The organism is Micromonospora sp. CNZ309 (assembly GCF_002846525.1).
In genome coordinates this window covers 6,305,660-6,326,177 of sequence record NZ_PJNG01000001.1, presented here as the reverse complement: position 1 = coordinate 6,326,177, position 20,518 = coordinate 6,305,660, and the positions used below count along the sequence as shown (strand labels likewise).

22 protein-coding genes and 1 tRNA gene are annotated in these 20,518 nt (G+C 74.1%); 3 read left to right on the top strand and 20 right to left on the bottom strand.

Features of this window, described 5'->3' with window-relative positions:
- Window positions 1–104 precede the first annotated feature (104 nt).
- Complete coding sequence (locus CLT72_RS27375) at window positions 105–1,367, top strand: acetyl-CoA C-acetyltransferase (RefSeq protein WP_101414209.1); 1,263 nt, start codon at window positions 105–107, stop codon at window positions 1,365–1,367.
- Window positions 1,368–1,643: 276 nt separating this feature from the next.
- On the opposite strand, the gene CLT72_RS27370 is transcribed toward CLT72_RS27375, so the two are convergent.
- The 3 genes from CLT72_RS27370 to CLT72_RS27360 all read right to left on the bottom strand — a co-directional run bounded on the left by CLT72_RS27370 (window position 1,644) and on the right by CLT72_RS27360 (window position 3,205).
- Entirely contained in the window at window positions 1,644–1,964 is a 321-nt protein-coding gene (locus CLT72_RS27370; protein ID WP_101414208.1) for a hypothetical protein, read from the bottom strand.
- A gap of 234 nt (window positions 1,965–2,198) precedes the next feature.
- Window positions 2,199–3,014 (bottom strand): Bax inhibitor-1/YccA family protein, encoded by an 816-nt coding sequence (locus tag CLT72_RS27365; RefSeq protein ID WP_089001955.1) that lies wholly within the window; start codon window positions 3,012–3,014, stop codon window positions 2,199–2,201.
- A gap of 110 nt (window positions 3,015–3,124) precedes the next feature.
- Window positions 3,125–3,205: transfer RNA gene (locus CLT72_RS27360), tRNA-Leu, on the bottom strand.
- Window positions 3,206–3,307: 102 nt separating this feature from the next.
- Here CLT72_RS27360 and CLT72_RS27355 point away from each other — a divergent pair.
- A complete protein-coding gene (locus CLT72_RS27355) occupies window positions 3,308–5,140 on the top strand; it encodes a DUF6311 domain-containing protein (protein ID WP_101414207.1) in 1,833 nt (610 codons plus the stop codon).
- 132 nt (window positions 5,141–5,272) lie between these two features.
- Here CLT72_RS27355 and CLT72_RS27350 read toward each other — a convergent pair whose 3' ends face one another.
- The 17 genes from CLT72_RS27350 to eno form a co-directional block, all read right to left on the bottom strand.
- Entirely contained in the window at window positions 5,273–6,604 is a 1,332-nt protein-coding gene (locus CLT72_RS27350; protein ID WP_101414206.1) for an NAD(P)/FAD-dependent oxidoreductase, read from the bottom strand.
- 104 nt (window positions 6,605–6,708) lie between these two features.
- Window positions 6,709–7,269 (bottom strand): hypothetical protein, encoded by a 561-nt coding sequence (locus CLT72_RS27345; RefSeq protein ID WP_101414205.1) that lies wholly within the window; start codon window positions 7,267–7,269, stop codon window positions 6,709–6,711.
- A gap of 232 nt (window positions 7,270–7,501) precedes the next feature.
- A complete protein-coding gene (locus CLT72_RS27340) occupies window positions 7,502–8,899 on the bottom strand; it encodes a DUF58 domain-containing protein (RefSeq protein ID WP_101414204.1) in 1,398 nt (465 codons plus the stop codon).
- On the bottom strand, window positions 8,899–9,903 hold the full coding sequence (locus CLT72_RS27335) for an AAA family ATPase (RefSeq protein ID WP_089001960.1): 1,005 nt from the start codon (window positions 9,901–9,903) through the stop codon (window positions 8,899–8,901). Before CLT72_RS27335 ends, CLT72_RS27340 begins: the two co-directional genes overlap by 1 nt.
- On the bottom strand, window positions 9,900–10,487 hold the full coding sequence (locus CLT72_RS27330) for a hypothetical protein (protein WP_101414203.1): 588 nt from the start codon (window positions 10,485–10,487) through the stop codon (window positions 9,900–9,902). Before CLT72_RS27330 ends, CLT72_RS27335 begins: the two co-directional genes overlap by 4 nt.
- Window positions 10,488–10,551: 64 nt before the next feature.
- Window positions 10,552–11,298 carry a DUF4129 domain-containing protein gene (locus CLT72_RS27325; RefSeq protein ID WP_101414202.1) on the bottom strand — a complete coding sequence of 249 codons (747 nt, stop codon included), beginning with the start codon at window positions 11,296–11,298 and terminating at the stop codon, window positions 10,552–10,554.
- 78 nt (window positions 11,299–11,376) lie between these two features.
- Window positions 11,377–12,090 carry a uracil-DNA glycosylase gene (locus CLT72_RS27320; protein ID WP_101414201.1) on the bottom strand — a complete coding sequence of 238 codons (714 nt, stop codon included), beginning with the start codon at window positions 12,088–12,090 and terminating at the stop codon, window positions 11,377–11,379.
- A gap of 19 nt (window positions 12,091–12,109) precedes the next feature.
- Window positions 12,110–12,796, bottom strand: coding sequence for a dienelactone hydrolase family protein (locus CLT72_RS27315; RefSeq protein WP_101414200.1), 687 nt, complete (start codon window positions 12,794–12,796; stop codon window positions 12,110–12,112).
- Between the two features lie 201 nt (window positions 12,797–12,997).
- Window positions 12,998–13,480 (bottom strand): LppU/SCO3897 family protein, encoded by a 483-nt coding sequence (locus tag CLT72_RS27310; RefSeq protein ID WP_089001965.1) that lies wholly within the window; start codon window positions 13,478–13,480, stop codon window positions 12,998–13,000.
- A 117-nt stretch (window positions 13,481–13,597) separates the two neighbouring features.
- Entirely contained in the window at window positions 13,598–14,620 is a 1,023-nt protein-coding gene (locus CLT72_RS27305) for an HAAS signaling domain-containing protein (protein WP_101414199.1), read from the bottom strand.
- Complete coding sequence (locus tag CLT72_RS27300) at window positions 14,617–14,949, bottom strand: PadR family transcriptional regulator (protein WP_101414198.1); 333 nt, start codon at window positions 14,947–14,949, stop codon at window positions 14,617–14,619. The genes CLT72_RS27305 and CLT72_RS27300 overlap by 4 nt, the downstream gene beginning before the upstream one ends.
- Before the next feature lie 141 nt (window positions 14,950–15,090).
- On the bottom strand, window positions 15,091–15,291 hold the full coding sequence (locus CLT72_RS27295; RefSeq protein WP_144082340.1) for a hypothetical protein: 201 nt from the start codon (window positions 15,289–15,291) through the stop codon (window positions 15,091–15,093).
- A 90-nt stretch (window positions 15,292–15,381) separates the two neighbouring features.
- Window positions 15,382–16,311, bottom strand: coding sequence for a Ppx/GppA phosphatase family protein (locus CLT72_RS27290; RefSeq protein ID WP_101415419.1), 930 nt, complete (start codon window positions 16,309–16,311; stop codon window positions 15,382–15,384).
- 161 nt (window positions 16,312–16,472) lie between these two features.
- Window positions 16,473–16,988 (bottom strand): amino-acid N-acetyltransferase, encoded by a 516-nt coding sequence (locus CLT72_RS27285; RefSeq protein WP_101415418.1) that lies wholly within the window; start codon window positions 16,986–16,988, stop codon window positions 16,473–16,475.
- A gap of 23 nt (window positions 16,989–17,011) precedes the next feature.
- Window positions 17,012–17,569, bottom strand: a complete 558-nt coding sequence (locus CLT72_RS27280) for a DUF501 domain-containing protein (RefSeq protein WP_089001973.1) — start codon at window positions 17,567–17,569, stop codon at window positions 17,012–17,014.
- Between the two features lie 34 nt (window positions 17,570–17,603).
- Window positions 17,604–18,242 (bottom strand): FtsB family cell division protein, encoded by a 639-nt coding sequence (locus CLT72_RS27275; protein ID WP_101415417.1) that lies wholly within the window; start codon window positions 18,240–18,242, stop codon window positions 17,604–17,606.
- Window positions 18,243–18,274: 32 nt separating this feature from the next.
- Window positions 18,275–19,558, bottom strand: coding sequence for a phosphopyruvate hydratase (gene eno / locus CLT72_RS27270; RefSeq protein ID WP_101414196.1), 1,284 nt, complete (start codon window positions 19,556–19,558; stop codon window positions 18,275–18,277).
- Between the two features lie 233 nt (window positions 19,559–19,791).
- Between eno and CLT72_RS27265 the strand changes: the two genes are divergently transcribed.
- The gene (locus CLT72_RS27265; protein ID WP_101414195.1) at window positions 19,792–20,484 is read left to right on the top strand and encodes a hypothetical protein; all 693 of its coding nucleotides are present in this window, start codon (window positions 19,792–19,794) and stop codon (window positions 20,482–20,484) included.
- Window positions 20,485–20,518: the final 34 nt, after the last annotated feature.

Genomic DNA, 20,518 nt, shown 5'->3' with positions numbered 1-20,518 from the left:
CGGGCGTGACATCTCCCCGCCGGCGGGCCAGCCGCCGCAGGCGTGACATTTCCCGGCCGGCGGGCAGCTTCCACCCGAAGTTACCGACGGGTTAACGTTGGTTCATGCCGACTGAGTCGTCCCGCGACGCCGTCATCGTCGCCACCGCCCGCTCTCCCATCGGCCGGGCGCACAAGGGGTCCCTGCGCGACGTCCGCCCGGACGACCTCGCCGCGACCATCGTGCGGGCCGCCCTGGACAAGGTTCCCCAGCTCGACCCGACCGAGATCGACGACCTCTACCTGGGGTGCGGTCTGCCCGGCGGCGAGCAGGGCTTCAACATGGCCCGGGTGGTCGCCACCCTGATGGGCCTCGACACGCTGCCCGGCGCGACGCTCACCCGCTACTGCGCCTCCTCGTTGCAGACGACCCGGATGGCGATGCACGCGATCCGGGCCGGCGAGGGCGACGTGTTCATCTCCGCTGGCGTGGAGACCGTCTCCCGGTACGCCCGCGGCAGCTCCGACGGGCTGCCGAAGGAGGCGCAGGCGCTGGTCGGCGGCGGTTGGGAGAACCCGCGCTTCGCCGCCGCCGCCGAGCGTTCCCAGGCCCGCGCCCAGGGTGGGGCCCCCGTCTGGACCGACCCGCGCGAAGCCGGCGAGCTGCCGGACATCTACCTGACCATGGGTCAGACCGCCGAGAACCTGGCCCAGGTGTACGACGTGAGCCGCGCCGACATGGACGAGTTCGGCGTACGCAGCCAGAACCTCGCCGAGAAGGCGATCGCCGACGGCTTCTGGGCCCGGGAGATCACCCCGGTCACCACGCCGGACGGCACGGTGGTCGGCACCGACGACGGCCCGCGCGCCGGGGTCACGCTGGAGGCGGTGTCCGGGCTGAAGCCGGTGTTCCGCCCCGACGGCCGCGTCACCGCCGGCAACTGCTGCCCGCTCAACGACGGCGCCGCCGCCGTGGTGATCATGAGCGCCCAGCGGGCCCGGGACCTCGGGATCACGCCGCTGGCCCGGATCGTCTCCACCGGCGTGACCGCCCTCTCGCCGGAGATCATGGGCCTCGGCCCGGTCGAGGCCACCCGGCAGGCGCTCAAGCGGGCCGGCATGACCATCGACGACGTCGACCTGGTGGAGATCAACGAGGCGTTCGCGGCGCAGGTGATCCCCTCCTACCGCCAGCTCGACATCCCGCTGGAGAAGCTGAACGTCATGGGCGGCGCGATCGCCGTCGGCCACCCGTTCGGCATGACCGGCGCCCGCATCACCGGCACCCTGCTCAACGCCCTGGACTGGCACGACAAGACGATCGGCCTGGAGACCATGTGCGTCGGCGGCGGCCAGGGCATGGCCATGATCGTCGAGCGCCTGAGCTGAGCGGCCTGGGCCGCACGCCCGAGCTGAGCGGCCTGGGTCGCACGCCCGAGCTGAGCGGCCTGGGTCGCACGCCCGAGCTGAGCGGCCTGAGCCCGGAGTCCTGAGCCCGGACGAGAGGGCCGGCCCCTTGTCGGGGCCGGCCCTCGTCGTCAGGGTCCCCGTTGGACCATTGGAAAGCAGGGTGGCCGGCCTGCACTGAACCGGCCAGGCGCGCCCCGACCCGGGCGGGCCTCGCCGTCGGGGCCGCACCCCCCGATCGGCCACACGCGGATCGCGCTAGAGGACTTCGCGGGTCGCCGTCACCTCGGCGGCGGCACGCGCCAGCACCTCCGGTGGCGGGGCGGCGGCGACCAGGTCGGCGGCCACCACCCGGAGCTGGTCGGGCAGCGCCAGGTCGTTGTCGAGCCGGGGCACCGTCCGCCGGGGCCCGGCCTCCGCGTCGGCGGCCCGGTTGGCGATCTCCTGCACCAACCGGTGCACGAGATCGGCGCGGGACACGTTGCCACCGGCGGCCGTGGCCGCCCAGCGGGGCTGCTGCCAGTGCCCGACCTGACGGACCAGCAACTCCACCGCCCGCCCCAACTCCCCCACGCTCACCCCGCCGAGTCTACGGACCACCCACCCCCACCCCACCCAGCCCCGCCCCCGGCCGGGGCCCCGGCCGGCGATCATGAGGTTGGCGGCGGGAATCGTGATCAATTTCGCCGTCAACCTCATGATCAACGCCGCGGAGAGGCGGGCGGGACGCGGGCGGGGCGGGGCGGGGGCGGACGCGACGGCGCCCGCCCTCGCGGGTGCGGGGGCGGGCGCCGTCGGACGGGCGGGCGAGGGTCAGTCGTCGCCCTGGAAGTAGCTCAGCAGGCGCAGGATCTCGATGTAGAGCCAGACCAGGCTGACCAGGATGCCGAAGGCGGCGACCCAGGAGTAGCGCTGGGGCAGCCCCATCCGGACGCCGTCCTCGACCTCCTTGAAGCTGAGCACGAAGCTCAGCGCGGCGACGACGATGCAGACCAGGCTGAAACCGATCGCCAGCGGGCTGCCGTCGCGCAGACCGGTGTTGACGCCGAAGAGCGCGAACACGAGGTTGATCAGCATGACGGCGAAGAGACCCGCCATCACGGCGATCATGCCCTTGACGAACTTCGGGGTCGCCCGGATGACCTTCGCCTTGTAGAGGATGGCCATCACGAAGAAGACACCGAACGTGGCGGTCACCGCCTGCACCACGATGCCGTCGTAGAGCGACTCGAAGAACTTGCTGACCATGCCGACGAAGACGCCCTCGACGACGGCGTACGCGACGACCAGCGCCGGGTTCGCCATCCGGGAGAACGAGATGACCAGACCCAGGACCAGGCCGACCACCGCCGCGCCGATCCAGGCCGCGCCGAGCAGGGCGTCCGGCACCAGCACCCACGCGGCCGCGGCGGAGATGCCGAGGATGCCCAGGAGCGTGACGGTCTTGACCACCACGTCGTCGATCGACATGGTGTTGACGGTCGGCGGGGCCGCCGGGTAGCCGGCCTCCGTCGGGTACTGCTGTGGATAGCCGGGCTGTCCGTACGGCCCGGTCGGGGCGTACCCGGCGGAGCGCTCCCGCTCGGCCGCCTGGCCGAGCCGGGCGAGCACCGGGTTCGAAGTCTTCACTGTCAGGCCTCCCTCAGGGGGTCGTTGCACGTGAACGTGCACCCACAAGAGTAAACGCCCAGGGCAGTCACGTGGAGATCGCCAAGCTGAGCGGAAGCTGAGAGTGGGCGTGCCCGGGGCGGGGGTCGAACCCGCACGCCTTGCGGCAGCCGCTTTTAAGGCGGCCGTGTCTGCCGTTCCACCACCCGGGCGGGTGACACCGCGCGGGTCGACACGCGTGGTGCAGTGTCACGTTAGCGGGTCGGCGGCGGCCCGGCGTACCCCGGCGTCCGGGTCGCACTAGGGTCGAGACCGTGAGCAGCACAGCCCCCACGGCCCCCGACGCCGTCCCTGACCAGGCTGTCGTCGCCACCGACCGCCCCGCCCACCGGCTCCGGCCGGCGCGCCTGCTGGCCGCCGTCCACCGCCGCCGGACGGACGTCACCGTCGCACTGGTCTTCGTGGCGCTGGCCGGGTGGCTCACCCACGGGCTCTGGCCCGACCCGGCGGCCCGGGTCCTCGCGCTCAACCCGGAGGACCAGGCCCTGTACGAGTGGTTCCTCGCCGTCGACTCGCGGGCGCTGCTCGGCGACTTCGACCTGCTCACCGGGCGGCTCAACGCGCCCGACGGGGTCAACCTGATGACCAACACCACGGTCATCGCGCTCGGCGTGCTCTTCGCCCCGGTGACCCTGCTGCTGGGCGCGCCGGTCACCTTCGCCCTGCTGGCCCTGGCGAACCTGGCCGGCACCGCGATCGCCTGGTACCTGCTCTTCACCCGGGTCCTGCGCGCCCGCCGGCTCGCCGCCGTGCTCGGGGCGGCGCTGTGCGGCTTCGGCCCGGGGATGGTCTCGCAGACCAACAGCCACCTGCACATGACGGCGCAGTGGCTGGTTCCGGTGATCGTCTGGCTCGTGGTCCGTCTGCTGCGCGCCGCCGACCCGGCGAGCGGCGACGACGGGCCGGACCGCCGGCGGATGGTCAGCTCGGCCGTCGGCCTGGCGGCGGCGGTCACCGCGCAGGTCTTCGTCGGTGAGGAGGTGCTCTTCCTCTGCGCGGTCACGCTGCTGGTGATGGCGGTCGCCTACGCGGTGGCGGACCGGAACCTGGCCCGCCGCGCCCTGCCCGGCTTCGCCGCCGGGATGGCGCTCGCCACCGGGCTCGCCCTGCTCGTACTGGCCTGGCCGCTCTGGTTCCAGTTCGCCGGCCCGCAGGGCGTTGCGGACGGCATGTTCAGCCCGCACTACTTCTCCGCGGACCTGCGCAGCTGGTGGACGGTCTCGCCGCTGTCCGTCGCGGGTCACGACGACGCCGCCCGGCTGACCACGGGGCCGGCCGAGTACAACACGTTCCTCGGGCTGCCCCTGCTGCTGGTCGCCGCCGCCTGCGCGCTCTGGCTGGGCCGTCGCCCCCTGGTCGTCGCGTGCGTGGCCGGCACGCTGGTGACGGGGGCGCTGTCGCTCGGCCCCCGGGTGGTCGTCGGCGGCGAACGGACCGCCGTGCCGGGCCCGTACGCCCTGCTCTCGGGGCTGCCCGTGGTGGACGGTGCGCTACCCATGCGGTTCGCCCTCGCGGTGCTGCCGTTGGTCGCCACCCTGCTGGTGCTGGCGGTCGACCGGGCGCTGCGCGGCGCCGGCCCGGCCCGCCGCCTGGTGCCGGTGGCGGTGGGCGTGGCGTTGCTGCCGCTGCTGCCCACCCCGCTGCCCACGGCCGCGCGCCCGCCGCTGCCCGAGTTCGTCACCGGCGGGCACTGGCGCCAGTGCGTCGAGCCGGGCGGGGTGCTGGTGCCGGTGCCGCTCGCCACGCCCAAGCAGCCGTGGCCGATGCGCTGGGCGACCGCCGCCGACGCGGCGTTCGGCATGCCGGAGGGCTTCTTCATCGGCCCGTACGGCCGGGGCGGCACGGCGGCGATGGGCACCTACCCGCGGCCCACCTCGGCGCTGCTGGCCGAGGTGGGCAGGCGCGGCGGGCAGCCGGTCGTCGACGACGGACAGCGCCGGCAGGCCGCCGAGGACGCGGACTTCTGGGGTGCCTCCTGCGTGGCCCTGGCCGTCGACACCCCGCACGCCGACAGCCTCCGCGGCACGCTGGAGCAGCTCTACGGGCCGGCGACCCGGATCGCCGACGCCTGGACCTGGCGCGTCTGACCTCGCGCCGGGCGGCGCGGCGGCCACGCCCGGCGACCGGCCGCACGGCACGCGGCGGCCCTCCGCCCGGGCCGGCCCGACGTACGCGAGAGGCCCCTCCGCCCACGGCGGAGGGGCCTTCGCGTGACGCGGTCAGCGCCGGCCGGCGCCGACCGGCTGGGAGGCCTCGGCGAACTCCTCGCGCGGATCGTGCAGCTGCCCCAGGGCGACCACCTCGCGCTTGAGGAAGAACGCCAGGGTCCAGTCCACCACGACGCGGACCTTGCGGTTCAACGACGGGATCCGGCTCATGTGGTACGTCCGGTGCATGAACCACGCCGGCCAGCCGGTCATCTTGATCCCGTACACCTGGGCCACGCCCTTGTGCAGGCCGAGGCTCGCGACGCTGCCGGCGTGCTTGTGCTTGTACTCCACCGGCTCCCGGCCGCGTACGACGTTGACGATGTTGTCGGCCATCCGGGCGGCCTGACGGACGGCGTGCTGGGCGCTCGGCGAGCAGTAGTTGCCGGGCTCCTTGGTCAGGTCCGGCACGGCCGCGCAGTCACCGGCGCTCCAGGCGCCCTCGACCACCCGGTCGCCGTCGACCACCTGGAGGGTCGGCAGGCACGTGACCCGACGCCGCTCGTCGCGCGGGAAGTCCGTCGCGTCCAGCATCGGCGACGGCTTCACGCCGGCCGTCCAGACGATGGTGTCGGAGCGGAAGCTGTCGCCGTCGGAGAGCTTCACGACCCCGTCGAGGCAGGACTCGAGGCGGGTGTCCAGCCTGATGTCCATGTTCCGCTTGAGCAGCTGCTGCACCGTGTAGGCGCCCATGTCCCGATCCACCTCGGGCAGCACCCGCTGGGTCGCCTCGACCAGCACCCAGCGCATGTCCTCCGGCTTCAGCTCCGGGTAGTACTTCAGCGCGTCCCGGGCCATGTCCTCCATCTCGGCGAGCGCCTCGATGCCGGCGTACCCGCCGCCGACGAAGGTGAAGGTCAGCGCGGAGCGACGCACGGCCGGGTCGGGGGTGACGGCGGCCACGTCGAGCCGGTCCAGCACGTGGTTGCGCAGGTAGATGGCCTCGCCGATGGTCTTGAAGCCGATGCCGTGCTCGTGCAGGCCGGGGATCGGCAGCGTCCGGGACACCGAGCCGGGGGCGACGACGACGTGGTCGTACGGGATCTCCCGGGTGGGGCCGCTGATGGGCTGCACCACGGCGGTCTTGCGGTCGTGGTCGATCCGCGTCACCGCGCCCGCCACCACCTTGCACCGCCGCAACTCCCGCCGCAGCGGCACCACGGAGTGCCGGGGCGAGATGTTGCCGGCCGCCGCCTCGGGCAGGAACGGCTGGTAGGTCATGTGGGGCTGAGGGTCCACCACGACGACCTCAGCCTCACGGGAGCTGAGCTTCTTCGACAGGCGCAGTGCCGCATAGAGACCGACGTGCCCGGCACCCACCACAAGGATCCGCTTCGGGTTCACGTCATCTATCTTTCCCGGCGCGGCCCGGCTAATCCCGCCCGCGCCCCTTCTCTGTGACGGAGCACAACCCCTGTGACCTGCACGACTTCCCCCGGAAGGGGCCGTCACCTGCGGCGCAGCAGCCACCCCAGCAACGCCGCCACCGCCACCGCCACGAGCAGGCCGACCACCGTCGCCGCCTGGTGTCCGGTATCACCACCGAGCCCGCCGACCTCGACCAACAGCACACCGAGGACGAAGGTGGCCAGGAGCACCCCGCCGGCCCGGGCCAGCCACCGCACGATCAGGTCGGGATCGACCACCGCGTCGTACGGGAGCACGGCCGCCAGCGCGCAGAGGGTGTGGGTGAGGTAGAGCACCGCCGCCACGGCGAGCAGCCGCCAGAGGGCGATCGGCCGGCCGTAGCCGTCGGTGGCGACCAGCCAGCCGCCGACCGTGACCAGCGCCGCGAAGGTCGGCCAGACCCGGCGCGGCCCGACCGCCGGCAGCACCGCCACCGCCACGAGCGCGAGCAGCGGCTGGCCGAGGAGCACCTCGGAGGGGTACGCCAGCACGAGGCCGACCAGCACGGTGAGGAAGATGCCGGCGCGCACCAGCAGCGGCGTCAGGCTGATCCGCGCGGCGGCGTGCCGCAGCGCCCGGACCCGTTCGGTGACGGCGTTCAACCGTGCCGCCTTTCGTTCGCGACTGCGGGACTCCGCTGCGCTGCGTTCCTCGCGCTCACCGGTGCCGCCTTTCGTTCGCGACTGCGGGACTCCGCTGCGCTGCGTTCCTCGCGCTCACCGGTGCCGCCTTTCGTTCGCGACTGCGGGACTCCGCCGCGCTGCGTTCCTCGCGCTCACCGGTGCCGCCTTTCGTTCGCGACTGCGGGACTCCGCCGCGCTGCGTTCCTCGCGCTCACCGGCCCACCCTCGGGGCGGTCGCCAGCCGGGCCACGTCCCGCAGCACCTCGTCGAGGCTGCCCGCGCCGGCCCAGCGCACCACGGGCACCCCGTGCTCGCGTAGCTGCCCGATCATCGTGTCCCGGTCCAGCCGCCACAGCCGGTACGCCACCTCGGCCCAGCCCCGGTCCTTCGGCGGGGCGAGGTCCGCCGGCAGGGTGTCCACCGCGACCACGAACCGCCCGGAGCGCGCCAGCCGGGCCAGCATCTGTGCCGACCGCTCGTCGAGCAGCGGGGTGAGGACCACCACCAGCGCGTCGGCCGACAGCACCTGCGGGCCGAAGACCTGGTCGTACGGCTCGTGCGGGGAGGACTCGGCCCGCACCTCCAGCAGCCACTCCAGGACGGTGAGGTACTGCCGGCGGCCGGTGGCGGGGCGCAGCCGCCGCGCGGCGGGGCCGTACTCGAGCATCGACACCCGGTCGCCGCGGTGCAGGTAGTGCTCGGCGATCGCGGCGGCGGCCCGGACGGTGGTGTCCAGTACGGAGGCGGCACCGGAGACGCCGCCGGAGCGGCCGGCCTCGGCGAGCACGTCGAGCAGCACCACCACCTCGGCGTCGCGGTCGGAGAGGGTGGCCGCCACGTGCAGCTGCCGGGCGCGCAGCGAGACCCGCCAGTCGATCCGGCGCAGCCGGTCCCCGGGGGCGAAGACCCGTACGCCGGCCAGCTCGCCGCCCTCGCCGGGCCGGCGCGAGTGGTGCGCGCCGACCAGGCCGGCGGCCCGGGGCATCGCCTCGACCGCGTCGAACGGCTCGGTCTTCGGGTAGACGCGCACCCGGGACGGCTCGGTGATCACGGCGCGGGAGACCAGCAGTCCCTGCGCGACGGCGACCCGGGCACCCGCCGGGCCGACGGGGTGCCGGCCCCAGCGCAGCGCCGTGCCGGTCAGCTCCAGGTCCACGGCCGCGGCGGTCGGTACGGCGGTCGCGAAGGGCCGTTCCGCGACGGCCGCCGACCGGGCGCCGGACGCCGCGGTGGCACCGGCGATCGTCGCCCGCTCGACGCGCAGCCACGGCGAGATCCGACTGCGCACCACCGCCACGTCGTATTCGAGCTGGTCGGGGTTGCCGACGGTGACCGTGGCGGTCAGTTCGCCGCCCTCGACCAGGTGGCCGTCGTCGCCGGAGATCCAGACCTGCGGCAGGACGGTCGGCCGGCGGCGCAGCGCGTACGCGGTGCCGAGCGCGAACGGGGCGGCCAGCACGACCAGGTCGACCCGGCCGAGCAGCACCCCCGCGATCAGCAGCAGCCCGGTGAGCAGGACCGCCCGGCCGAGCGCCCCGGTGGGCACCCAGCCGGTCGCGGGCGGCGGCCCCGACGACTCGACCCGGGGCGGCACGGGGGACGCGACCATCAGCGCCCGTGGCCTGCGGCGTAGCTGGGCAGCGCACCGCTGGCGGGCGCCGGGGTCGCCTCCAGCACCTCACCGACCACGAAGGACGGGTCGACGCGGCGCAGCCACATCTCGGGGCGCAGCGTGATCCGGTGGGCGAGGGCGGGGGCGGCGACCTCCTTGACGTCCTCCGGCACCACGTAGTCGCGCCCGGCCATGACGGCCCGTACGCGCGCCAGCAGCAGCAGCGCCAGCGAGCCGCGTGGCGACGCGCCGACCAGCACCGACGGGTGCTCGCGGGTGGCGGCGGTCAGGGCGACGATGTAGCGGCCGACGGAGTCCTCCACCACCACGTCCTCCAGCGCGGCCTGCATCGCGCGCAGGGTCTCCGCGTCGACCACCGGCTTGATCTCGGCCTCCTCGCGGCGGCGGGCCATCCGCCGGCGCAGCACCTCCCACTCCTCGTCGGCCTCCGGGTAGCCGAAGGAGACCCGGAGCAGGAACCGGTCGAGCTGTGCCTCGGGCAGCGGGTAGGTGCCCTCGTACTCGATGGGGTTGGCGGTGGCCAGCACGTGGAACGGCTCGTCCAGCTTGTACGTCACGCCCTCCACCGAGACCTGCTTCTCCTGCATCGCCTCCAGCAGGGCCGACTGGGTCTTCGGCGGAGTCCGGTTGATCTCATCGGCGAGCAGCAGGTTGGTGAAGACCGGGCCGGCGCGGAACGCGAAGTCGCCGCTGCGCTGGTCGTAGAGGAACGAGCCGGTCACGTCGGCCGGCAGCAGGTCGGGGGTGAACTGGAGCCGTCGGAAGTCCAGCCCGAGCGCCTGCGCGAAGGACCGCGCGGTCAGCGTCTTGCCGAGGCCCGGCAGGTCCTCCAGCAGCACGTGCCCGCCGGCCAGGATCCCGGCGAGGACCAGCTCCAGCGCGTCCCGCTTGCCGACCACGACCTGACCGACCGCCTCGAGCACCGACCGGGCGAGGTGGCCGACCTCGGCGGCGGGCATGCTGCGGTCCACGTCGTTCATATCTTCTCCAGTTCGGCGACGATCGCCGCGAGGTCGCGCGGCGACGGGGGGCGGCGGGAGGGGGTGCTGAGGAAGGTCCAGACCCGGTCGCCGAGCAGGGCGCGGGCCCGCTCCGGGTCGGATTCGCGGGTCAGGCCGTGGCGCTGGCGCAGCCGCTCGTCGGCCAGCTCGCCGATCCGCGGCAGGATCCGCTCGGCGAACCGCTCCCGGTCCTTCCCGGCCCAGTCCAGCGGCCGTTCCCAGCCGTTGATCGCGGCGCGCAGCGCGTCGCGGGCGCCCCAGTTCCAGGTGCCGTCGTCGTCGGTGGTGGCCGGCGCCCGGCCGCCGGAGCGGGGCGGGGGTGGGGGCGCCAGGGCGGCGACGACCCGGCGCACCAGGAACAGCGCCACCACCCCGGCGACGAGGACCGGCAGCGAGACCCGCAGGCCGACCACGCGCAGGCCGGCGACGAGCACGACCACGACGGCCGCCACGCCGGCCACGGTGCGCAGCACCCGACCGACCCGCCCGCCCCGGGACGGCTCGGCGGGTGCCGGTCGCTCCTCCTCGAAGCTCAGCAGGTCGTCGATGCTGGTGCTGCTCACCGCGCCACCTCGCCACGCCGGGCGGGCACCGGCCGCGCCCCGGCCACGCCGGCATCCGTCCCGGTCACGCGGGCACCTCGGCGTCGGCGTCGGTCACCACGGCGGCGAGCTCGCCGCGCAGCCGGCGCAGCGCGGCCCGGGCCTGGTCGCGGGTGTGCTCGTCGACCTCCCGGGTGGCGTACCGGGCCTCGCGGTAGACGTGTGCGAACTCGGCCAGCACGTCGGCGCTGACGATCGCCGGGACGCCCGCCGACGGGTCGCCCCGCAGCAGGCGGCTGACCAGGTCGGTGGGGGTGTCGCCGGCCAGCCGGGGCACGCCGGCCCCGGCGGCGGCCTCCTCCAGACGGACCCAGCAGGCGATCACCGCCGTACGGGGGTCGGTGGCCCGGTCGTCCAGCTCCTCCAGGCCGGCGTCGAGGGCGGCGGCCACCTCGCGGGCGGTGCCCTCGGGCGTACGCCGGGGCCGCCGGGCCGGCAACGCCCGCGTGGTGCGCCGCATCGCGCCCCGGACCAGCGTCCAGGTGAGGTAGCCGAACGCGCCGAGCAGTGCCAGCCCGAGCAGCACGACGACGGCGGTGACGAGCCACCCCGGGATCCGCGCCCCGGTGGTCTCGGCGGTGTCGCGGGGCTCGACGGGGATCGAGGGGTCCGGCTCGGCGGTCGGATATTCCGGAACGTAGGGGATGTTGTCGGCGGCGGGCGGGATCCGGCTCGCGCCGATCGACGAGTGGGCGGACGACAGCGCGGCGACGGCCAGCAGGAGCACCACCGCCGCGACCGGCCACCACCTGCGCAGGACGCTGATCTGCATCGCGGGTTACCTCCGGGCCACCGGGGCGGGTCGCACGGGCCGACGCGTTCCGTCCGTCATCGCCACCGCCCCCGCGCCTCAGTCCACCCCGGCCAGTGCCTTCGCCCGGGCGAACACGTCGTCCAGCATCCCTGGTGTCAGCCGCCCGGTGAAGGTGTTCTGCTGGCTGACGTGGTAGCAGCCGAGCAGTTCCGGTGCGCCCGTGCCGGACCAGTGTGCCCCATGGCCGAACGCCGGTCGCGGGCTGGGCGGTCGCAGACCGTACACCTGGCGCAGCACCGGCCACCACGAGGCCCACGCGAACGCGCCCAGCGCGACCACGACGCGCAGGGTGGGCCGGATCAGCGTCACCTCGCGGTGCAGCCACGGCGCGCACGTGTCCCGCTCCTCTCCGGTGGGCTTGTTGTCCGGCGGCGCGCAACGCACGGCGGAGAAGATCCGCAGGTCCCGCAGGGTCAGGCCGTCGTCGGCGGCGACGCTGGTCGGTTGGTTGGCCAGCCCGGCCCGGTGCAGCGCGGCGAACAGCACGTCGCCGGAGCGGTCGCCGGTGAAGATCCGGCCGGTGCGGTTGCCGCCGTGCGCGGCGGGCGCCAGGCCGAGGATGGCGATGCGCGCGCCGGCGACGCCGAGACCGGGCACCGGCCGCCCCCAGTACTCCTGGTCGCGGAAGGCCGCCCGGCGGACCTGGGCCACCTCCTCCCGCCACCGCACCAGCCGCGGGCAGGCGAAGCAGTCACTGACGGCGGCGTCGAGGTCGGCCAGGTCGGTCGCCCGCGCGGCGCGGGCGACCACCTCGTCGGGCGTACGGGGCTCAGCCAAGCTTGGCCCGGAACAGTTCGAGGGTGCGGGCCCAGGCGGTGGCGGCGGCGCGCTGGTCGAAGTTCTCCGGCCGGTCCTCGTTGAAGAAGGCGTGCGAGGTGCCGGGGTAGTCGTAGACCTGGCAGGTGCCGCCGGAGGTCTCGATGGCGCCGCGGACGGTCCGTACGCCGTCGGCGGCGGAGGTGCCGTCCTCTTCGGAGCAGTGGATGAGCGCCGCCTTGCCCGCGTAGTCGGCCCACTCGGCGCGCATCCCGTCCCACGGCAGCCGGGGATAGAAGGCGGCGGTGGCGACGATCCGCTCGGAGCGCGTGGCCGCCCAGAGGGCCAGGCTCGCCCCGGCGCAGAAGCCCGCGCAGCCCACCTTGCCCGCGACCTCGGGCCGCCCGGCGAGGTAGTCGGCCGCGCCGGCGATGTCGGCGGCCGCCTCGTCCATCTGCACGCTGTTCAGCATCTGCCGGGGCTCGTCGGGCTTGCTGGCCGGGCCGCCGTGGCGGAAGTCCGGGGCGAGGGCGACGAATCCGGCCTCGGCGAAGCGGTCGACCACCGCCCGGACGTGCGGCACGAGGCCCCACCAGTCCTGGATGACGATGACCGCAGGGCTGGCCGCACCGCCGGAGGGTATCGCGAGATACCCCTCGCTCGTCCCCCCGTTGCCGCGGTAGCCCACCATCTCGCCCATCGGCCGTCCTCCTAGCGGTCAGTCATCGTTGGCTGGTCGCACAGTGGTGTTACGTGCCGGTAGCCTGCCACGCCGTGAGCGCCCCGGGGAAGACGCCGGAACAGTGGCATTCACCTCCTGTTCGCCCGCCCGTACCCACGAATGCCGACGGCGGCGCGGACGTCGTCCGCGCCGCCGTCGACGGTGCTGTCGTAAGGGGGATCAGGCCTTCTTCGTCAGGCACAGCAGGTAGCCGGTCTTGCCCGGCTCGATGCTGTAGTAGACGTAACCCTCCTGGCCCTCCTTGATGTACTGCCCGCACGCCTCCGGGGAGCGGGCCTGCGCCTGGGTCTGCCCGTCGACGCGGCCGACCACGTTGTAGACGGCGTCGGTGGAGGTGCACTCGACGACCTTCGCGCCGTCGACCTTCTCCTCCTCGGTGCCGGTCACCTCGGGCAGCTCGGCGATGCAGTCGCCGGCCTTGGCCTCGGCGGTCTCGTCCTTGTTGAAGAAGTTGCCGATGGCCGAGCCGATGCCGAACTTGAGGCCGGCGACGACCAGGAACACGACGATCGCGCCCACGATGCCGAGCAGCTTCTTGGAACCGGACTTCTCGGCCTGGGGCTCCGCCGGGGGCGGCGCCTGGACGGCCGACGGGGGTTGGGCGGCGTCCGGCGCGGGGGGCGGTGCGACCTGCTCTGACACGCGATTTCCTTCCGGGGGGTGAGTGAGCAGACGACACCGTAGCGACCGGGACCGACAGCCGTTGCCCCGCTGGACTCATCCGTTCAGCTATTTCCCAGCTTCACGGCATGATCCGCTTCACGTCCGGGCCGGGGACGGGGTGCCGGTCGATGCCTGTGTCGGCGCGGGCGCCGTGCCCGGGGCGCCGCCCGGCGTGGGCGTGGGCTCGGTCGGGTCACCCGGGGCGGTGGGTGCCGGCACCGGCGGCACGCCCGTCGACGGCACGGGACCGACCGGCGCCCGGGGCGCGAAGGGCGCCTGCTGCGGGCAGTACGGGTAGGTCGACAGCAGCGGGTTGCCGAGCCCGTTCGGGTCCCGTACGGCGGGGCAGTCCGGATAGCCGAGGCGGATCGGGTCACCGTTCTGGTCGAAGAGCCGGACGTTCTCCACCAGCCGGCCCTCGCTGTCGTAGACGAAGACGTCCCGGACGTGGTCGTAGCGCCCGTCGATGGAGGTCTGCTCGTAGCCGAAGTCGCCGGAGCCGACGCGCCCGTTCATGTCCGCCAGGCCCATCATCCCGAAGATCACCAGCACCGCCGTGCCGGCGTGCAGCAGCCGCCGCTTGGGCCGGGTCAGGCCCGGCGTGTGGTGGCCGAGCCAGATCGAGGCGAGCACGGCGCCGGCGAGCAGCACCAGGCCGGCCAGCGTGCTGCCGTTGAGCTCGGGCAGTACGCCGAACGAGTCGCCGGTCGTGATCACCGTGACGAGCATGGCGGCCAGGTAGCCGCGCAGCACCCACCACGCCGGGCGGAGCAGCCGGAGGAACTCGCTCGCGGTGGCGTACCCGAGGGGTGGCCCGAGTTGGACGTCCCAGCGGTGCGCCCGCGCGCGGAACCGGTCCACGGCGACGCCGAGGCGACGGTCCAGCCGGCGCCCGCCGGTGCCGGCGACGGCGACCCCGGCGGCGGCGCGCAGCTCGGCCGCGTACGCCTCGGGTTCGCCGAGCCGGTCGACCAGCGAGCCGCCGGCCTCGGCGGCGACCTCGGCGAGGTGCTCCGGCAGGTCCTCGGTCAACTCGTCGCGGTGTGCCGGCGCCAGGTCGGCCAGCGCGGCCCGGACCCGGGCGGCGTAGTCCGCGATTTCCTGCTCCATGACGGTCATGCCGCCATCCCCCGATCGTCGAGCAGTGCGTCCATGGTGGTGGCGAACGAGCGCCAGAGCTTGCCGGACCGGGTGAGCTGGTCCCGGCCGGTGGCGTTGAGGGAGTAGTACTTGCGGTGCGGGCCGGATTCGCTCGGCACGACGTAGGTGGTCAGCAGGCCGGCGGCGTAGAGCCGACGCAGCGTGCCGTAGACCGAGGCGTCGCCGACCTCCTCCAGCCCGGCGTCGCGCAGCCGGCGCAGGATGTCGTAGCCGTAGCCGTCCTCCTCCCGGAGCACGGCGAGGACGGCGAGATCCAGCACGCCCTTCAGCAGTTGTGTGGTGTCCACGCATTGCACACTAGTGCGCAATGCGGAGTACCGTCAACGATTCGCGATGCGCGTCGGGCTCATTGCGCCCCCTCATGACTGGCTGCGCCGAATCTCGACAACAGCGGTGCAATCCGTTCGCCTGATACCACACGGGTATTTTTATGCCGCACAGGTATCGGCGTTCCGGTGGGCAGTGGTTCGCCAGCCTTGCGCGCCTTCCAGATCTCCCGCCTGCCGGAACGCCGCCAGGACTGCGATCAGACCGCACCACGGCTGAAACCGGCCCTGGGGTTCGCCGCCGAGCCACAGGCCGAGCGCGGCCAGCACGAGGCTCGCGCAGAGGCTGCCGAGCACGTTCAAGGCCTCGACGGCGAGGCGGCCTTCGTGACCGCCCGGAGCGGAAGACCGTCACCGAAACGGTCGGACCTGCCCGGACAGACCGACCGGCTGTCAGGCCAGCGACCAGGCGATGCCGTCGAGGATGTCGTGCTCGGAGGCGACCACCGAGTCCATCCCCGCCCGCTCCATGATCACCCGGAGCACCAGGGCGCCCGCCCCGATGACGTCGGCCCGGCCCGGGTGCATCACCGGGATCGCCAGCCGCTGTTCCCGGCTCCTGCCGAGCAGGTCGGCGGTCACGTCGGCCACCGCGTCGTACGGGACCCGGGCGTGGTGGATGCGGCCCGGGTCGTACTCCTGGAGGCCCTGGGCGATCGCGACCACGGTGGTGACCGACCCGGCGAGCCCGACCAGCGTGGCCGCCCGGCGACCCGGCACGGCCTCCAGCGCCCGGTCCACCGCGACCGCGATGTCGGCCTGCGCGGCGGCGACCTCGTCCAGCGCCGGCGGGTCGCCGTGCAGGTGCCGCTCGGTCATCCGGACGCAGCCGATGTCCATCGAGATGGCCGCCTCGACGCCGCCCGCGCGGGTGCCGACGACGAACTCGGTCGAGCCGCCGCCGATGTCGACGACCAGGTACGGCTCGCGCGCGTCGGCGGGCAGCCCGCGCACCGCGCCGGTGAAGGAGAGCCGCGCCTCCTCGTCGCCGGTCACCACCTCGGGCGCGACCCCGAGGGTCCGCTCGACCATCTCGCGGAACTCGGCGGCGTTGGAGGCGTCCCGCGAAGCCGACGTGGCGCACATCCGCACCCGCTCCGCGCCCAGCTTCTCGATCTCGGCGGCGTACGAGGCCAGCGCGACCCGGGTGCGTTCGATCGCCTCCGGGGCCAGCCGTCCCGTCTTGTCGACGCCCTGGCCGAGGCGCACGATCTCCATCCGCCGGCTCAGGTCGGCCAGCGGCGCCTCCGGACCCGCCGAGGCGTCCGGCAGGTCGGCGACCAGCAGTCGGATCGAGTTGGTCCCGCAGTCGATGGCGGCCACACGCGTCGTCACGGCAGCAACCCTACGTCAGGCGGGGCCGGCCGGCCCGGCGTCGTCGCGGTCGGGCACGCCGGGCGGCGAGCTGGCCGCCCCCGACGCGGGCCTCGTCGCCACCGAACTCGTCTGGGAGTTCATCGCCGCCCACCCGCGCCGGAGCTGAGTCAGAGGCGCAGCAGCATGCGGGTGTTGCCGAGGGTGTTCGGCTTGACCCGTTCCAGGTCGAGGAACTCGGCGACGCCCTCGTCGTAGGAGCGCAGGAGCTGCTCGTAGACCGGCTGCGGCACGGGCGCGCCGTCGATCTCCGTGAAGCCGAACGAGCCGAAGAAGCGGGTCTCGAAGGTCAGCACGAAGATCCGCGCCACCCCCAGCTCGCGGGCGCCGTCGATCAGCTCCGCGACGATCCGGTGGCCGAGCTTGCGCCCCCGGCAGGACGGGTCGACGGCCACCGTACGGATCTCGGCCAGGTCCTCCCACATCACGTGCAGCGCGCCGCAGCCGACCACCGCGCCATCGCTGGCGCGCACCGCGACCCGGAACTCCTGCACGTCCTCGTAGAGGGTCACGGTGGCCTTGCTGAGCAGCCGCCGGTCGTCGGTGTAGGTGTCGACGAGCCGCCGGATGCCGCGCACGTCCGAGGTGCGGGCCCGCCGCACCACGACGTCGTCGGCCCCCGCCACGCCCCCGTCCGCGCCCGCCACGGTCAGTCCGCCGCCGGCACGTCCACGCAGGGCCCGGCCGCCCACCACTTCTCCACCAGCTCCAGCGTCTCGTCGCCGAACGGGTTGACCCCCGGCCCGGCCCCGAGCGCGTGCCCGAGGTGCACGTGCAGGCACTTCACCCGGCCGGGCATCCCGCCGGCGGAGATGCCGGCGATCTCCGGCACCTCGCCGATCGCGTCCCGGCGGGCCAGGTAGTCCTCGTGCGCGGCGCGGTAGCGCGCGGCCAGCTCCGGGTCGGCGGCCAGCCGGTCCGCCATCTCCTTCATCAGCCCCGCCGACTCCAGCCGGCTGCACGCCGCCGTCGCCCGGGGGCAGGTCAGGTAGAACAGCGTCGGGAAGGGGGTGCCGTCGGCCAGGCGCGGGGTCGTCTCCACCACGTCCGGCAGGCCGCAGGGGCAGCGGTGGGCCACGGCCCGGGTGCCCCGGGGCGGGCGTCCGAGCTGCGCGGCCACCGCGGCCAGGTCGGCCTCGGTGGCCGGCTCGCGCTTCGGCGGGGGTACGGAGTCCGCCGCCGGCTCCTGCGGTGGTACGACAGTCACGATGCTGGTTCCTCGTTCGATGCTCGGGTGCCGCTCACTTGTCGGGCTGCTCGCCGTTGGCGGCCTGCACGCTCGACCAGAGGGTGTCGTACCAGGAGGCGGGGGTGGCGGGCGCCGACGGGGCGGCGGACGAACCGGCGTCCCGGGCGGCGCCCGCCGGGTCGGAGAGCACCACCAGCAGCGTCTCGCCCGGCGGGCCCATGAAGAACCGCTCCCTGGCCTGGATCTTGATGTATTCCGGGTCCTGCCACTTGGCCGCGCGCTCGGAGAGCTCCTCGATGGCCTCGCGCTGGGCCGCCTGGGAGGCCTCCATCCGTTCGATGTCGGCCTGCTGGTCCAGGTAGACGCGCACCGGGTAGGTGTAGGCCAGGGCGAGCGCGATCAGCACCGCGAAGAGCACCGTGGCCCGCCCGGTGAGGCCCCGGGAGCGGGGTGCAGAGAGCCGCTTGACGGTGCCGGCGGCCGTCCGACGGGCCGCGGCGGGCCGGCTCGCGGAGCGTACGCCCTCGGCGCCCCGGGACGCCCCCGGCGCGCGACCGGCCGTGGCCCGCGACTCCGCGCGGACGCCGCCCTCGCGCAGCGGCGTCCGGGCACCCCGGGCCCCGCCCGGCCGGCCGGTGCTACCCGGCCGGCGGGCGGGGCGCTGACCGCCCGGTGTGCGGCGCTGCTGCATCGTCACACCCCTCCCCCGAGGCCTCGCGCGTCTCAGGCCGAACGGTAGCGCGGGAAGGCGCCCGCCCCGGCGTACCGCGCCGCGTCGGCCAGCTCCTCCTCGATCCGCAGGAGCTGGTTGTACTTGGCGACCCGGTCCGAACGGGCCGGCGCGCCGGTCTTGATCTGCCCGCAACCGGTGGCCACCGCCAGGTCCGCGATGGTGGTGTCCTCGGTCTCGCCGGAGCGGTGGCTCATCATGCACTTGAAGCCGGCCCGGTGGGCCAGGTCCACCGCGTCCAGGGTCTCGGTCAGCGAACCGATCTGGTTGACCTTGACGAGGACCGCGTTGGCGGCCTTCTCGGCGATGCCCCGGGCGATGCGCTGCGGGTTGGTGACGAAGAGGTCGTCGCCGACGATCTGGACGCGGTCGCCGAGCGAGGCGGTCAGCGTCTGCCAGCCGGTCCAGTCGTCCTCGGCCAGCGGGTCCTCGATCGACACGATCGGGTAGTCGCCGGCGAGCTTGGTGTAGTAGTTGCTCATCTCCTCGGCGCTCTTCGCGGCGCCCTCGAAGGTGTAGGTGCCGTTGTCGAAGAACTCCGTGGCGGCGACGTCGAGCGCGAAGACGATGTCGGTGCCGAGCCGGTAGCCGGCCTTCTCGACCGCCTCGGCGATGAGGTCCAGGGCGGCGGCGTTGGTGGGCAGGTTGGGCGCGAAGCCGCCCTCGTCGCCGAGACCGGTGGAGAGGTCCTTCTTCTTCAGCACGGACTTCAGCGCGTGGTAGACCTCCGCGCCGGAGCGCAGCGCCTCGCGGAAGCTGGGCGCGCCGATCGGCGCGATCATGAACTCCTGGATGTCGACGTTCGAGTCCGCGTGCGCGCCGCCGTTGAGGATGTTCATCATCGGCACCGGCAGCAGGTGCGCGTTCGGGCCGCCCAGGTAGCGGAAGAGGCTCAGCTCGGCGCTGCCGGCCGCCGCCTTGGCCACCGCCAGCGAGACGCCGAGGATGGCGTTCGCGCCCAGCTCGGACTTGCTGTCGGTGCCGTCGACGTCGAGCATCTTCTGGTCGATCAGCCGCTGCTCGCTGGCCTCGTAGCCGATCAGCTCGTCGACGATCTTGTCCTCGATGTTCGAGACCGCCTTCTCGACGCCCTTGCCCTGGTAGCGGTCGGCGTCACCGTCGCGCAGCTCGATCGCCTCGAAGGCGCCCGTGGAGGCGCCGGAGGGCACCGCCGCCCGGGCGATCGTGCCGTCGTCGAGCCCGACCTCGACCTCGACGGTCGGGTTGCCCCGCGAGTCCAGGATCTCCCGCGCGACGATTCCCTCGATGGTTGCCACTGAGTCGCTCCTCGTTTGTGTGTTCCGGTCCGGTATGGGCCGCGACGGTGCGGCTGAGGCAGTTGTTGAACGCAGCGTATCGGGCGGCGCTCGGACGCGGGCGGTCCGGGCGCTCGCCGGCCCGATCCGAAACCTGCCTCCGGGCAGTGCTTTACCCGGACATTCCCGGATTCTCGTGCCTCAACCGGCAACGGGTTTGCGCGCGGTTGACCCGATCGGCCAGGCTGGGCGCCATGCCCGCCGCCTCGACCACCCTCCGCATGCTCGCCGTGTCGGTCATCGCGTCGCTCACGGTGACCGGTTGCCAGACCCTCGACGACGCCGGCCGGGCGATCGGGCGGTCCGACCTGGTGAACGACCTGGCCGCCCGGCTCGACCGGGCACTGGAGCTGACCTACTCCGCCGACTACCAGCTCCCCGGCGGGCAGACCGCCACCATCGTCCAGGCCCAGGACCCGGCCCGCTCCGCCTACACCTGGCCCGGCGGCAAGCTCACCGTGACCCCGGAGGCCACGACCCGCTGCGAGACCGCCGCCGGCCGCGCGACCTGCACCCTGGAGGCCCCGCCCGCGCCCAACGCGAAGCCCACGGTGACCATGTTCACCGAGGCCAAGCAGCGGGGTCTGGTCACGCCGCCGGTCGTCGTGGGGCTGCTCACCACCGCCGCGCTCGACCCGGAGGCGGTCATCGACCAGAGCGACACCACCCTCGCCGGCCACCACGCCACCTGCGTGGACGTGACGCAGTCCGCCGGCGACTTCACCGCCTGCGTGACCACCGACGGGGTGCTGGGCAGCTTCACCGGCCTGGTCGACGGCCGCCAGGTCGAGCTGGCGCTCAACCGCTACCGCGAGACGGTCGACGGCGCCGCGTTCGACCTCCCGCCCGACGCCGGCGTCGTGGACCGCCGCCCGGCCAGTTCGTGACCGACCCCGTCGGCGGGCCCGCGCCCGGCGCCGG